Source organism: Seramator thermalis (assembly GCF_004138125.1).
In the GTDB taxonomy this organism is placed as follows: domain Bacteria; phylum Bacteroidota; class Bacteroidia; order Bacteroidales; family Dysgonomonadaceae; genus Seramator; species Seramator thermalis.
Map to the genome: position 1 here is coordinate 25816 of NZ_RXHS01000012.1, position 15771 is coordinate 41586.

Below are 15771 nucleotides of genomic sequence, written 5' to 3' on the forward strand. Positions count from 1 at the left end.
CATGAAGGTTTTAAGAATACGTTATGTTTGCGAATTGACGATAAGTTTTTCTTTTTCCCTTAATTTCTTAATGGTTCAATTCTTTTTTCTAAAACATGAAGGCATTAAGAGAACATTAAGTTTTCGAATCGGCGATTAAAAGTACCCTTTCTTTTCTGTTGCTTATCAATATGGTTTTCTTTTAAATTACTCCTAATTTTTGTCCAACTTTAACGAAGGCTTGAATAGCTTTGTCGAGATGTTCGCGTTTGTGCCCTGCCGAAAGCTGAACACGAATGCGGGCTTCGCCTTTGGGAACAACCGGATAGCAGAATCCCGTTACGTAGATGCCTTCTTTCAAAAGTTCGGAAGCAAAATCTTGCGACAGCTTTGCGTCGTAAAGCATTACTGCACAGATGGCCGATTGAGTGGGCTTGATATCGAAACGGGCTTCTTTCATTTTGCCTACAAAATATTCGACATTTTCATGCAAACGGTTTTGCAATTCGTTCGACGATTCGAGCAAATCGAATGCCTTGACGCCTGCTGCTGCTACCATCGGCGGAATGGAGTTGGAAAACAGATAGGGCCGAGAACTTTGACGCAGCATTTCGATGATTTCGCGGCGGCCGGTCGTAAAACCACCGATAGCTCCGCCGAAAGCTTTTCCGAGAGTTCCGGTGATAATATCTACTTTGCCCATCACATCATACAATTCACTTACGCCATGTCCGGTTTTGCCCACAACTCCTGCAGAATGGCTTTCGTCCACCATGACGAGTGCATCGTATTTTTCGGCCAATTCCAAAATTTTGTCGAGTGGAGCCACGTTCCCATCCATCGAAAACACACCATCCGTAGCGATGATACGAAAACGCTGAGACTGTGCTTCTTTCAACTTTTCCTCCAAATCGGCCATATCGGCATTGGCATAGCGATAGCGTTTGGCTTTCGAAAGTCTGACTCCATCGATGATGGAAGCATGATTGAGAGCATCGGAAATAATAGCATCCTCTTCCTTGAACAGAGGCTCGAAAAGGCCTCCATTGGCATCGAAACAGGAAGCATACAGAATGGCATCTTCCGTTTTGAAAAAACGACTGATGGCCTTTTCCAATTCTTTGTGATAATCCTGCGTTCCACAAATGAAGCGCACTGATGACATTCCATAGCCACGTTCGTCGAGCGCTTTTTTGGCTGCTTCGATGAGCTGCGGATTATCGGAGAGGCCAAGATAGTTGTTGGCACAAAAGTTGAGTACTTGCTGCCCTGACTGCACTTTGATTTCGGCTCTTTGCGGGGTAACGATGATTCGCTCGTCCTTGTAGAGTCCGGCTTCTCTGATGGACGCCAACTCATCCTGAAGGTGTTTTAGCATTTTTCCAAACATAGTTCTTTCGATTAAAGTTGTATAAATATTATCGTTATAAAAAAATTACCCGTATTTGAATTTCTAATACGGTATTATTCGTTGCCTTCCAAAAGGGAAGGAGGAATACTTTTTTTGGGCGAAATTCCCAATTCTTTCAATTTTTGAGTTTGCAGCACCAGATTGTCATTCCCTGTAGAAAGTTGTTTATAAGCATCCTTATAAGCACTCTGAGCCTGATCGAGATTCTTGCCGATTTTTTCGAGATTGGCTATGAATCCCACAAATTTGTCATAAAGTTTGGCCCCGCGTTCGGCAATTTCCATCGCATTGCGATTATGGTATTCGCGTTTCCACAAATCTACAATGAGTTTGAGCGCAGCAATCAGGTTTGTGGGGCTTATCAACAGAATTTTTTTGTCGTAGGCATACTGCCATATTTCGCTGTCGTGCTGCAAAGCCAGCATATAAGCCGGTTCATTGGGAATGAACATCATCACGAAATCGAGCGTTGCAGCGTAATCCTGATAGTTTTTCCGACTTAGTTCGTCGATATGCTTTCTCACAGAAATCAGATGCTCCTTGATATACTTTTTCTGTTCGTCAGGATCATCCGTTCCCATATAATTCATAAAAGCCGAAAGCGAAACTTTCGAGTCGATGATAACCTTGCGATCGTCGGGATAAGAAATCACGACATCGGGTTGCATGCGTGATCCATCTTCGTTCACCAAATATTTACCATCCGAATCTTTCAGATATTCCTGTATAAAATATTCGCGTCCTTCGGTAAGTCCGGATTTTTCGAGAATGTTCTCGAGAATCATTTCGCCCCAATTGCCCTGAATTTTAGCATTGCCTTTCAGTGCTTTGGTGAGATTGTTGGCTTCGGCGCTCAAACGATCGTTAAGTTCGCGAAGATTTTTAACTTCCTGTCCGAGAGAGAATCGTTCTTTCGACTCGGTAACATATACCTCCTCAACTTTCTTTCTGAAGGATTCGATGTTTTCGCCCAACGGTTTAAGAATGGTATCAAGGTTTTCGCGATTGAGTTTGGTGAACTTTTCAGACTTTTCCTCGAGAATTTTTGAAGCAATATTTTCGAATTCGATGTTGAATTGCTTGCGCAATTCTTCTATTTCCGATTTTTGTGTTTCCAGCTTTTCGAGTAAAGCCTTGTTGTTTGCCTGAAACGATGCCAACGTTTTGTGCGTTTCGTTCACTTCGTCGGTTTTGGCTTTTAGCTCTATTTTGTGCTGATTGATTTCTTCCTGTAATTGTTTGATATGAGTGTCGGCTGCATTAAAATTTGCAGACAAAACCGATAAATCGCGCTCTTTTTGCTGAAGTTGTTGCTGAGCAAAGTCCAATCGTTCTTTGGCTTTCGAAATTTCTTCTTTGAGTAATGTTTCGTTATTTAGAAATGCATTGACTTTTTCTTTCAGAACTACATTCTCGGTTGTCAGCGCAGAATTTGACTGCGACAAGCGATCGAAATCGCTCTTTGCTACCGTTTTTGTTTTGGATATAAGTGTGGCAATAATCCATGAAATAATTCCGCCAACTACAAAACCCGTTATAAGGTATATCAAATTCATTGCAAAGCTAATTATTTCATATCAAGAGCAGTAAAAAAACAATACGCAAGTTTTTTATTTCACCTTCTTAAGTGTATGTCCCATCTTATTTTTTTTGGTTTCCATATAAAACTTGTTGTATTTGTTCGGCTCAACTTCGATGGGAACATTTTCGGTAACCTCGAGGCCGTAAGATTCCAGTCCGATTCGTTTGACAGGGTTGTTGGACATGAGCCGCATTTTCTTTACTCCTACACTTCTCAGTATCTGTGCGCCGACGCCATAATCTCTCTCATCGGCTTTAAATCCCAAATGCAAATTAGCTTCTACGGTATCCAATCCGTTTTCCTGAAGTTTGTAGGCAGCAGCTTTAGCCATCAAGCCGATGCCGCGACCTTCCTGATTGAGATAAACCAGCACGCCTTTACCGGCTTCCTCGATCATCTGAAGAGCTTTGTGCAGCTGGTCGCCACATTCGCATCTGTAAGATCCGAAAATATCGCCTGTGATGCAGGATGAATGCACGCGTACCAAAATAGGTTCATCTTCTTTCCACGAACCTTTAATCAATGCAACATGCTCTTGCCCTGTGGCTTTCTGCAAAAAAGGAATCATCATAAAATCGCCGTATTTTGTCGGCAAATGCACCTCTTCGCCCCGCTCGATAAGCGATTCGGTTTGCAATCTGTATTTGATGAGATCGGCGACCGAAATGATTTTCAGATTGAATTCGCGGGCCATTTCCATCAATTGCGGCAAACGAGCCATCGAACCATCTTCGTTTTTGATTTCGGCAAGTACTCCTGCCGGATACAGACCTGCAAGGCGAGCCAAATCGATGGCAGCTTCGGTATGTCCTGCTCGACGCAAAACACCCTTATTTTGAGCACGAAGGGGAAAAATATGGCCGGGACGGCCAAGATCTTCGGGTTTGGTTTCGGGACGAGTGAGCGCCAACACAGTTTCAGCACGATCGTGCGCCGAAATTCCGGTAGTGCAACCGTGTGTGAGCAAATCCACCGAAACCGTGAAAGGAGTGGAATGCAACGACGTATTGTGCGTTACCATCATTGGAAGTTCCAACTCTTCGGCGCGATCAATGGTAATAGGGGCACAAATGAGTCCGCGGGCATGCGTTTCGAGAAAATTGATTTTTTCGGGAGTAATGCACTCGGCAGCCAAAATCAAATCGCCTTCGTTTTCGCGATCTTCGTCATCGACGACAATCACGAAATTTCCCTTTTTTATTTCTTCTATTGCTTCTTCTATTGTATTAAGCTGAAATTCTTTCATATATAGTTTAGTAAAATTTATATTGCTCGGTGAAATAAACTTGCTTCTTCCACAATTTTGGCAAGTTCGGAATTTAATGCTCTGATGCGGTACAAATCGTTCATAATTCGGCGTTCGAATAGACAAGAAAATAATTTAAATAAAATTCCTATCGGAAAAAAATACAGGCAAAATCTTGCCATTCGCGACCCTGCAACAAATGGTCGCTGATTGTTGATAAGCACCGGATATTCTTCAGCCTTGCGAAGAATTTCAAGATTTCGAGAATTTGAAACCGAATTTAAAATCGTTTCCATTTTATTTTTTATCGACTGTAACGCTTTATCGTATTCCGAATCCATCCAATAGGTTTTATAGCCCAATCTCCTGTATTTCGCCAAATAGTCATCCACTTCGTGCGACAAATCGTTCAATTGATCATTCAGTTCGTGATAGGGCAGTTTGTCGATTACCACCTCTTTTATCGGATAATTTCGCTTTTCGCGAATGAAAAATATCTTTTTGAAAAACATTGTGTAGGTGTCCGGATTCAGGATCACCGAATCGTTCATTGCCTTGTAGGTCAGAAAGATACCCAAAGGAAGCAAGACCATCGAGCTGAACCACATGCCCATCCAGTGTGCCCAAACACCATCGCGTGCCATTTTATAACCAACGTTGTCCAAAATATAGTATATAATGAACAGAATAACGGAAATCACTATAGGCATTCCCAATCCGCCTTTGCGAACAATCGATCCAAGTGGCGCACCGATGAAAAAGAACACAAGACAAGCGAACGGCAAGGTAAATTTTCGATGCCATTCTATCCAATGTCGATTGATGATGCGCTGAGTGGAAGTTTTAGACATAGATCGAAACATGAAATCGTTCCCGTTATTTTCGGCTTTAGCATAAGCGTTTTGCAAGATTGCGTTGCGTGTTTGCAAATCTTTCGAAGCAAAAATCGAATCGGGATGCAGGGAAACATTCAATTTCTCGGCCTTTCGAATGATGGAATCCTTTTGTTCGGGAGGATAACTGTTGCGGAAAGAAAGATAGGCATAATTCTTCATCATATTGCGATCGATCACGTTCACGCTGTCCAATTCATATTTCATGGAGTCGATGGAATGCTTGAGTTGAGACAAATTTTTAGACACATAATTACTTGAGGCGTTTCCCTCGATAGTAGCATCGTCAATACGATTGAAATTTGCATCAAATTCTATCAGCATCTGCTTTTTCGAAAAAATTTCGCGACGATAGGGCACAAACTCCCGTTGCATAGAAGGTGATCCACTCTGAAAATTATCGAACTGTTGCCCGTGATACATGGTGAAAACAAGCGAAAGTTTGTCTTCAGACATTTTCATTTCTGCCGAATCGCAAATAATTACCACCATTTGATCTACACTGCTTTTGGAAACGTCGTAAATCATAACGTCATAGAGCATGCCTGTATCGCGATTCTTTTCGCCGACAAAAATATTATATCCGTCAATTCCCTTATAGAATACGCCCTCCGGAATATCGAGTTCGGGCGATTTTTGTCGAATAGAAATGAGGAGCGAATAAAATTTGGTTTGTATCGTGGGCATGGCATTGTTTTGGAAGAAAAAAGCACCCACGCTAACGAACGTGATCAGTACAATAAGCGGAGTCATGGTTCGGAAAAGCGATATGCCCGCCGATTTGATGGCAAGCAACTGCAAATCTTCACCCATATTGCCAAAGGTCATCAATGATGCCAGCAAAATCGATAAAGGCAATGCAAGCGGAATTAAGTTGAGGGCGGCATACCAAAACATTTCAGCCAGCACTTTCAATTCCAACCCCTTCCCTACCATATCCGAAACATATTTCCACAAAAATTGCATCAATACCAGAAAAAGGCAGATTGCAAAAGTCATCAAAAAAAGTGGAAGAAAAGTTTGCAGGAGGTAGCTGTCTAAACGTTTTATATGAATTTTTTTGATCATCAATTCAAAACAAAATGCTCCGGTTATTTTCGAATGCAAAGATAATAAATTCGGACGGACAATGATATGATGAAGATGGCAAAAAGAAAAATCGACAGACAACGTTGATGCATTGCCTGTCGATTTTTTGTTCGTTGGAATAAATCTGATCAGATCCCCAATTTTCGTTTTAGTTCGTCAACCTGCTTTTCCCATAAGGTGATTGCATCGTTTTTTTCCTCAGTTGTAGCGAAATCTGTGATTTCGAGTGTTAATCCTCCGGAAAGTTCGAGCTTATGGATCGCAAATTCGAAATATGCCATATCCTGTTCTTCGTCGAGCCATCGAAATCGGATGACATTCATGGGTTTCGAGAATTGAACCAACGCAATATCTTCGGATTTACTCCATCGAAAAAGATACTGATTGTTTTCCTCATCAAAAGAAACTTCGTCGGCAAACCATTCCGAAAGTCCGTCGGGCATGCTGATCATCCTCCACAAACTATTTTGGCTGGCATTCCCCATCACAAATTCGATATGAAATTTTTCTTTTTCCATTCTTTTTCCTTTGGCCGCTCAATGTACGAATTTTTTTTGGAATATTAGCCAAAGGCAACTGTCATTTTATAATCGTTTCCAACGAAATAGAAATAAAATGAGACCGAAACTGTTTCAGAATCGGCCTCAACGAAAGTATTCATAAAAATTGCGTTTTTTTATTTCGCCGGTATGTATTCCACAAACGCTTCGATGGCTTCGTAGGAAGCAAGACCCAATTTGCAGTAAGTGTCGGCCGTAGCGCGATTGCGTTCTTCCGAACGCTGCCAGAACAATCGTTCGTCGTCGCCCAAAAATGGGGCACTTTCCATCTGCGACTGGTGCTTGAGAATGGCATTCCGCTTTTGGCGAAGCTCTTCGGGCGAGAGCGGAACGGCCATTTCGATATGATCAATCTCCCACTCCATCCACGCACCACGATACATCCAAATGCGGCAATCTTCGAACCATGATTCGTCTTTCAGTAAATCGACAGCTGCCAGCACAGCATCGAGACAAACCTTGTGTGTGCCATGAGGATCGGCCAAATCGCCTGCAACATATATTTGATTCGGTTTGATGGTTTCGATGAAATCTTTGACGATCATTACATCCTTTTCCGAAATCGGATTTTTCTTAATCTGTCCCGTTTCATAGAAAGGGAGATCGAGAAAATGTACATTCCGGTCAGGCAATCCGATATAGCGGTCGGCAGTACGAGCTTCCTCGCGACGAATCTGTCCTTTTATGAACAAAACGTCCGGCGTATCCAAATCGTCCTTGGTTTTTTCGTACATCAAATAATTCCTTATCTGATTGTACTTCTCGAGAATCCGCGTGTTTTCGGGATCAAATTTTTTACGTACGCTATTGATGACCGAAATATATCGAATAACCTCTTCGTCGCCTACGGCAATATTTCCGGAAGTTTCATATGCAACATGCACTTCGTGCCCCTGATTTACCAGCCGCTGAAAAGTTCCTCCCATCGAAATCACATCATCATCGGGATGCGGGCTGAAAATAATAACCCTTTTGGGATAAGGCTTTGCTCTCTCGGGACGATAGGTGTCATCGGCATCGGGCTTTCCACCCGGCCAGCCGGTGATGGTGTGCTGCAAATCGTTAAATATTTTGATATTAACATTATAAGCCGAACCATAAATCGTCAAAAGTTCGCTTAATCCGTAATCGTTGTAATCTTTGTTGGTAAGTTTCAAAATCGGTTTGTCCACCATCTCGCATAACCATACAATAGCCCTGCGAATGAGTTTACTATTCCATTCGCAACTGGTAACAAGCCAGGGATGACTGATTCGGGTAAGATCGGAAGCCGAAGACAAATCGATGACAACTTCGGCGTCGGGATGAGTTTGCAAGATAGAAGCAGGCATCGAATCTTCCACGCTTCCCTCGACCATCTCCTTGATGCTTTTGGCTTTTTGTTCGCCCCAGGCTATCAGCGTGATATGTTTTGCTTTCATCATGTCGGCAATACCCATTGTGATAGCACTCACAGGAACTCTATCAAGAGAACCGAAAACATTGACCGCATCACTGCGCGAATCGCCATCGAGCATCACCAATCGAGTGGACGAATGGGGATTGCTTCCGGGCATATTGAATCCGATATTGCCTTTGCTGCCAAGTCCCAACAGCAGATAATCCATTCCGCCCACTCGTTCGAGATCGTCATCAAACTTTCGACAGCTCTCCATAATCATTTCCTTTTCGACAGAAGAATCGGGCGAAAAGATATTGCGAGGATCAATATCGATATGATCCAAAAAAGACTCTTTCAGCATGCCAAGGTTACTCGACGATACTTCCGAAAGCGGATAATATTCGTATGTATTGAAAACAACCAGATTACGAAAACTTACTTTGTTTTCGCGATGCTGCCTCACCAATTCGGCATAGATATGCTGGGGAGATGCACCTCCCGAAATGCCCATTACGAAATTTTGATTATGCTGCTGCTTTTCGAGCATTCGACGAACAATGTCATCAGCAATTTTTTGAGACGCCTGCAATAAATCCTCGTAAATAACGGTCGGAATTTTCTCGAAACGCGTCAACGTAAATTTCTCAAAATCGTTTTGTGGATTGTAATACCGATTTGGAATTCGTTCGAGTGTGATTTTTGAACTTAAATCTAATCTCATTATCGTGACTTTTTGATATTTGCAATAAAAATTTTCCGGTTAAATGATGGCTTCCTTCAGATACATTTCACTGAAAGCAAAAGTACAAAAAAATACTTCTCAAACGACTTTAATTCGCTTCTAAATTTTGCCTGAAAAACCAATAAAAAAACATTTGGAAACAGCTTGAAACAAGCAAAAATATAACAAGACGCAAGTACGACGCAAATACGAGGCAAATACGACGCAAGTGTGGAACGAACATGACCGAAAAAAAGATGCCGAAAAATGCGATGAAATGAGCGAATTTTTGAATTTTTTCGGGCACTCTCTCCACTGACAATTATGTCCATAAATTTTATATCAAATCGACAACCGTGATGCCGGAACCCCCGAATTGCACATGTTCATCGCCGAAACGGGCGACGCCGTTCACCGTTCGCAAATAATCGCGAATAATCTGACGCAAAGCGCCCGTGCCCGTCCCGTGAAGAATGCGGACGCGCGAAATATTTAATTGAATGGCATCGTCGATGAAATACATAACGGCCTGCAACGCTTCGTCACCCCGCATTCCTCTGACGTCGATATCGGGTTTGAAATTCAATTTCTTTTCGTACATCAAATCGCGCGTATTCGACGATTTTTTTTGTTCTTTCTTCAGTTGATTGTTGCTGACACGTTCGAGCTTTTCCAATCCGACCGAAGATTTGATCATGCCGAAAGCCACTACAGCCTTTTTGTCGTTTATTTCGAGAATTTCGCCCAACGTGGTTTGACCTTTCATGCGCACCACATCGCCAGTGGCAAGAGGAATTGAGGCCAATTCGGCAGCACGCACCGGTTTTTTCGGCCGATGCAAAACCTTTTTGTCCATTTTGGACACATCGGCATGATTAAGGTCGGAAGCTGCAACCTTTTCCTTAAACTCATTGAGAGTCTGACGTGCCTGCTTCGTCTTTTCCTTTTCGGCCTGTGTTTCACGAATTTGGCGAATGGTCTGCTCAATTTTTACGTTAGTTTCCGACAATAGCTTTTCGGCTTCTTCTTTGGCTTGCGCCAAAATCAGTTTTTTTTGTGTATTTATTTCGTCCAAACTCGATTGGTACTTTTCGGAAAGCTCTTCCATTCGTTTGCGTTCGCGACGAATTTCATCGCGTTTGCGCTCCCAATATCGTTTGTCGCGCGAAATATCCTGTAAATATTTGTCCATATTGATATAATCGCTTCCGACAATTTCGGAAGCTTCGGCGATCACCTCTTCGGGCAAACCAATTTTTCGGGCAATTTCCACCGCAAACGAACTTCCCGGATTTCCGATGGACAATTGAAACAGAGGCTGCATCTCGTGTCTGTCGTAGAGCATCGCCCCGTTGATGACGCCTTCGTGCTCGTTGGCATAATGCTTCAGATTCTGATAATGCGTGGTGATGACGCCAAACGCCTTGCGTTCGTTGAAACGATGCAGCAACGATTGCGCAATGGCTGCACCGATTTGTGGTTCGGTTCCGCTGCCAAATTCATCGATCAGCAGCAGCGACTGTTCATTGCAGTTTTTCAGAAAAAACTTCATATTGTTCAGGTGCGAACTATAGGTCGAAAGGTCGTTTTCGATAGATTGTTCGTCGCCGATATCGATAAAGATGTCGCGAAAAATACCTACCTGCGAATTTTCTTTCAGCGGAATCAACAAGCCGCATTGCACCATATACTGGAGCAATCCTGCAGTTTTGAGACAAACCGATTTGCCGCCGGCATTGGGACCCGAAATAATCAAAATCCGATTTGTTTCGTCGAGGGTGATATCGAGCGGAACGACTTTTCGATTTTGTTTCTGAAACGACAGATAGAGCAACGGATGGACGGCTTGTACCCAATCCATCAAAGGCCTGTTTTCTAACGGGGGTTTGATGGCATTGATTTGTAGAGCGAACCGGGCTTTTGCACGAATGAAATCTATTTCGGCCAGAAAATCGTACGAAACCGACAAATCGGGCAAAAACGGGCGCAAATAGTTTGCGAATTCCGTTAAAATACGAATAATTTCGCGTCGTTCCTCGCTTTCGAGTTCACGAATGCGGTTATTGGCTTCCACCACTTCCGAAGGTTCTATATAAACCGTCTTTCCGGAAGCCGACTCGTCATGCACGATACCTTTTATTTTTCGTTTGAAGGCAGGGTTTACGGGGATCACCAATCGTCCGTCGCGCATGCTCGGCGATACATCTTTTTCGACCAGTCCCTCCGATTGCGCATTGCGCAAAATTGCATTCAGTGTTTTGGAAATACTTCCCATGGTAGAAGTGAGCTGACGACGAATGTCGGCCAGTTCTTTCGAAGCATTATCGCGGATTTGACCGAAAGCATCCAAAATCCCATCAATTTTTTTGATCATGTCGGGATAAACGACCACATTTTCGGTTAATGCCCGTAATTCGGGATAACGAGGCGCCTTTTCGTCGTCGCGACGCAAAAAAGCCACAATAGCATGAATGGTTTGCAACGAACGACGCAATTCGAACAGCGTTTGCTGCTCGATCCAAGAACCCTCGATGCGCATGCGCTTCAACATGGGGCGCACATCAAAAAAATTGTCGGAAGGAAAAGCATCTTCTTCCTGCAAAATGCGGACAAACTCCTCAGTCTGCGTCAACCATCGTTGGATTTCGTCAAATGAAGAAGAAAACGACATGTTCTCGGTGCGCTCTTTGCCCAGCGTACTTAAGCACTGATCGATAATATAGTGCCGAATTTTTTGAAATTCGATTTTTTGTTCGAAATTTTCGGGGTATGTCACGTTCCTTCGCCTGTATTATAAATTCGGCTACAAAATTACATCAATTAATTCGATTTCTCTTCTTCGCTATGATGAAGACTCTCTTTTCGAAAGTTCAGAAATGGTACTTGTTTTCTTTGGTGTATGGATTCGACGATTATTTCGGACAATGGCAAGAAAATAACCATCACGGAAAAAGATTTAAGAGTATTCTTTTTGGAATAAATCTCGATTTTCTATTAATGATCAAGAGTTGTCCTATTTTTTGAAAAAATTAATCCGCACGAAAAAAATGAAAACTATTTTGAGGTCCCGTCGTATGCCCATTTCAAATAAACGGCGCCCCAAGTGAATCCTGCACCAAAAGCAGTAAGAATGATATTGTCTCCTTTTTTCAGTTTCGGCTCCCATTCCCACAAACAAAGGGGGATAGTTCCGGCGCTTGTATTGCCATATTTTTCGATGTTGATCATTACTTTATCGCGTGACAATCCTGTGCGGTCGATAGCAGCATCGATGATTCGCATATTGGCTTGATGAGGAACAAACCAATCGACGTCGTCTTTGGAGAGATTGTTTTTTTGCATAATTTCGACGGAGACATCAGCCATATTCTTCACAGCATATTTAAAAACAGTTTTTCCGTCTTGACGAACAGTATGTTCCTTTTTTTCGACGGTTTCGTGTGTGGCAGGAAATTTACTTCCGCCTGCTTTCATTTGCAATGGCTCATACCCCACGCCGTCGGTGTGTAATATAGTGTCAATAATGCCAACATCTTCGGAAGAAGGTTCGATAAGAACAGCACCCACTGCATCGCCAAACAACGGACATGTATTACGATCGGAGTAGTTGGTTATGGCCGACATTTTGTCTCCGGCCAGGAGGATAACTTTTTTATATCGTCCGGACAGAATAAGACCATTACAAACCTCGAGTCCAAAAATAAATCCGGAGCATGCAGCCTCCATATCGAAACAGAACGCATTTTTTATGCCGTTTGCTTCGGCAACGATCGAAGCAGTCGATGGAAAAATATGGTCGGGTGTGGATGTAGCAAATATCAGAGCATCAATTTCTTCGGCTCGAGTATTTGTTTTGCGAAGCAATTCGGCCACAGCAGGCGAACCAAGTTCAGACACTCCCTTATTTTCGCCCTTCAATATCCGACGTTCCTTAATTCCTACTCGCGTAGTAATCCATTCGTCATTCGTATCTACCATCGTGCTTATCTCATCGTTGGTGAGAATATAATCAGGAACGCAGGCCGAAATTCCTGTTATAACAGCGTTTATTTTTTCCATCTGTACAAAAATTATTCTAAAAAAAGCCCCGAAAAAACGTAAATGCGCTTTCTCAGGGTTTTATTACCGTAAGCTGTTTGAGGAAGAGTTATTAAGCAGTAGCCGTTTTGTCGATAGCTAATTTTCCTCTGTAGTAACCACACTCACCGCACACGGTGTGATAAATGTGCCATGCTCCACAATTGGGGCAAATTGCCATTGTAGGCAATTTTGCGTGGTCGTGCGAACGTCTTTTTCCCTGTCTTGCTGACGATTGTCTTCGTTTAGGATGTGCCATATCGTTGTTGTATTATTTATGAATTGTTTAATTGTAATTTTCGTCAAAGTTAATGTCTTTCAGTACGTCCCAGCGAGGATCGCCGGTTTCTGCAGTATCCTCAATATCGGTACTCTTACCATCATCAAAATCTTCCGTATCTTCCACATCGTCGGGATCGTTACTATCCACGGCACGATGCTTCTGCAACTTTTTCGACATAATTCGGTTGCATTTGCCCGGTTCGTGAATGTGTTTCATCGGAATATCAAGAGCGATAAATTCGTAAAGAAACCAAGCAATATTTATTTCTCCTTCCTCTTCCGGTATGATAATAATTTCATCGCTTTCTTCGGAATATTCTTTGCCAAATTTTACGATAAAATGATTGTCCGACTCAATTTCCTGATCCATTTCATCGAGACAACGATCACAAGGAATTTGAACAATCCCATGAACATGAAATTTGAAATCGAACGTGGAAGACACTCTCTTGACAGAGAGTTCTACTTTCACGTTTCCTTTTTTTACCTCGTCGCCGTCAATGGCTTCGAAATATTTTCTATCCAACTGATACTCATAATTATGAGTCCCTGCAGAAAGATTTTTAAGGGGAATATTATATAAGCTGAATTTAGTCACCTTTTTTTCTCAAAATAAAGCGGTGCAAAGATAATAATTTTTTTCTTCACACCGTTTATATCTGCACTATTTTATTTTACCTTGCCCCAAAACGTTTAAACCTTGTATTCTTCGGCAGCCCGGAGGACGATCTGCTGCATCCTGTCGAAATTTTCTTCGAGACTTTCGAGCAAACGAAATTGTGCTTTGGTTCGAATTAAATTGTGATTGCCATATTCAATTTTATAATAGGTATCGCCGTTGAGATAATCGGTAAGGAAACGAACGATTTGCATGTAGGTGAGCAGTTTAGCGCCGAAAGCAAGGTTATCGATTTCGATATCTGTAAGGAACGAAATGGCATTTTTCAGATAGCCTTTGGCGTAATTTTCGAAAATTTCGAGATTCACGCCCACTTTGTCGAGATTTTTATCGTCTTCGGCACCGGTATTAGCTCCTGTGCGAATAAAATCGCCAAAATCGGAGAGAACATATCCGGGCATTACCGTATCCAGATCAACCACGCATAATACCTGACCGTCGTTGTCGAACAAAATATTATTGACCTTTGTGTCGCAATGATTTATTCGTTTCGGAAGTTTTCCTTCGCGATGAAGACGTTCGGGCAAGCACATTTCATAAGCCCGACTTTCAATTTCTTTAATCAGATCGTCCACTTCCATCACGCGTCCCACTCTGTCGCGATTGACTGCTTGTCGAAACTCTTCGAGGCGAAATTCCATATTATGAAAATCAGGAATAGTTTCATGCAACGGATCTCCCGGAAGATCGGATAACATCAATTGAAAATCGCCAAAAGCGATTCCGGCTCTATAGGCTAAGCCGGGATTGATTTCGTCGTAGCTTTTGCTATCGCGAATAAAAATCGTCATTCTCCAAAAATTGCCATCTGCATCTTCAAAATATAATTTCCCTTCAAGTGTCGGAACAAGAGTCAACACTTTGCGATCGATATCCGTTTCGCCACGTTCGATCAATTTTTGGCGAATGTGCATGGTCACACGCAAAATATTGCTCTGCAATGCGGGAACATCTTTAAAAATGGAATGATTGATGCGTTGCAGCACATACTCGTTATTGCCGTTTGTCACCTTAAATGAATCGTTGATGTGGCCGGCACCGAGAGGTTTTATTTCGATATTTTCCGAAAGAGGTACGAAATATGAAACAATGTTCTTCAGTTTTTGAACGTTTGGCATAAAATTACAATATTTTTTAGTTGTTATTTAATGTGGTTTTCTCATTCCATTTCGAGTTGTCCGAAAAATTGGGGGACATGGAAGTTTGGCTTTGGAGTAGAAATAGGGCTCCATGTCAAAAAATGCGGCTCATTAGTTAAGTCGCCACATTTATAAAAGTTGGCTCTTAATATTTTTTGTGAAAGAGATTCTTTAGGCGCAAAACGCAATAGATTTTTCGGAATTTCGAGATACAGTGACCAGTCGCTTACCTGATTCCCATTTTTTTCGTAGCGATGAATAACGCTTGCATGACGAAAAACCGATGCCATTTCGTCGGTCGAAAATTTGATCGATTCTTCACGACTTTGATGGAGCGATGCCAACAAAACGCCATTGGCATTGCATTCGAAATTGCAATATAAAGTTGATTCGTTATCTCGCTGTACGAAAAATTCTACACAACTATCCTGCCATACAGGATCAAAATCATGTGTACAAACTGTTCGCAGCTTTTCTCCAAAAACATTATAAAGCAAAAACAATCGCTCTCCATCATGGGCTGCATGTACCGTTGCTTGGAGAAACTTGGGGAAATCTTCTCTCCAATTGACGTTGTCAATGTGTGCTTCGACGCCTACTTCGTTAAGATATTTTATTCGGTCGAAAACATTATTTTGATCGGCAATGTGTTGATTGGGCACTTTCAGAGTTTTCATCGAGTACAGAATGTTGGCTTAATGATTTGTATATGGCACAAAGTTAATGAATAAA

12 protein-coding genes are annotated in these 15771 nt (G+C 42.2%); all 12 read right to left on the bottom strand.

Annotated features, from left to right (window positions below):
- Window positions 1–181: 181 nt before the first annotated feature.
- Window positions 182–1369 (bottom strand): glycine C-acetyltransferase, encoded by a 1188-nt coding sequence (gene kbl / locus EJN84_RS09430; RefSeq protein ID WP_129595190.1) that lies wholly within the window; start codon window positions 1367–1369, stop codon window positions 182–184.
- 74 nt (window positions 1370–1443) lie between these two features.
- Entirely contained in the window at window positions 1444–2946 is a 1503-nt protein-coding gene (rmuC, locus tag EJN84_RS09435) for a DNA recombination protein RmuC (RefSeq protein WP_129595191.1), read from the bottom strand.
- Window positions 2947–3000: 54 nt separating this feature from the next.
- Entirely contained in the window at window positions 3001–4218 is a 1218-nt protein-coding gene (locus EJN84_RS09440; protein ID WP_129595192.1) for a bifunctional 3,4-dihydroxy-2-butanone-4-phosphate synthase/GTP cyclohydrolase II, read from the bottom strand.
- Between the two features lie 17 nt (window positions 4219–4235).
- Window positions 4236–6179 (bottom strand): LptF/LptG family permease, encoded by a 1944-nt coding sequence (locus EJN84_RS09445; RefSeq protein WP_129595193.1) that lies wholly within the window; start codon window positions 6177–6179, stop codon window positions 4236–4238.
- 149 nt (window positions 6180–6328) lie between these two features.
- On the bottom strand, window positions 6329–6718 hold the full coding sequence (locus EJN84_RS09450) for an START-like domain-containing protein (RefSeq protein ID WP_129595194.1): 390 nt from the start codon (window positions 6716–6718) through the stop codon (window positions 6329–6331).
- 158 nt (window positions 6719–6876) lie between these two features.
- On the bottom strand, window positions 6877–8862 hold the full coding sequence (locus EJN84_RS09455; protein ID WP_129595195.1) for a glucosamine-6-phosphate deaminase: 1986 nt from the start codon (window positions 8860–8862) through the stop codon (window positions 6877–6879).
- A 337-nt stretch (window positions 8863–9199) separates the two neighbouring features.
- Window positions 9200–11638 (bottom strand): endonuclease MutS2, encoded by a 2439-nt coding sequence (locus EJN84_RS09460; protein WP_129595196.1) that lies wholly within the window; start codon window positions 11636–11638, stop codon window positions 9200–9202.
- A 278-nt stretch (window positions 11639–11916) separates the two neighbouring features.
- Window positions 11917–12921 (bottom strand): beta-ketoacyl-ACP synthase III, encoded by a 1005-nt coding sequence (locus tag EJN84_RS09465; RefSeq protein ID WP_129595197.1) that lies wholly within the window; start codon window positions 12919–12921, stop codon window positions 11917–11919.
- A 91-nt stretch (window positions 12922–13012) separates the two neighbouring features.
- Window positions 13013–13198 carry a 50S ribosomal protein L32 gene (gene rpmF / locus EJN84_RS09470; RefSeq protein WP_101486082.1) on the bottom strand — a complete coding sequence of 62 codons (186 nt, stop codon included), beginning with the start codon at window positions 13196–13198 and terminating at the stop codon, window positions 13013–13015.
- Between the two features lie 27 nt (window positions 13199–13225).
- Window positions 13226–13819, bottom strand: a complete 594-nt coding sequence (locus tag EJN84_RS09475) for a YceD family protein (RefSeq protein ID WP_129595198.1) — start codon at window positions 13817–13819, stop codon at window positions 13226–13228.
- A gap of 95 nt (window positions 13820–13914) precedes the next feature.
- Window positions 13915–15018, bottom strand: coding sequence for a phosphotransferase enzyme family protein (locus EJN84_RS09480; RefSeq protein ID WP_129595199.1), 1104 nt, complete (start codon window positions 15016–15018; stop codon window positions 13915–13917).
- Window positions 15019–15059: 41 nt separating this feature from the next.
- Window positions 15060–15716 (bottom strand): carbohydrate-binding family 9-like protein, encoded by a 657-nt coding sequence (locus tag EJN84_RS09485; RefSeq protein ID WP_101486079.1) that lies wholly within the window; start codon window positions 15714–15716, stop codon window positions 15060–15062.
- Between the last annotated feature and the right edge of the window lie 55 nt (window positions 15717–15771).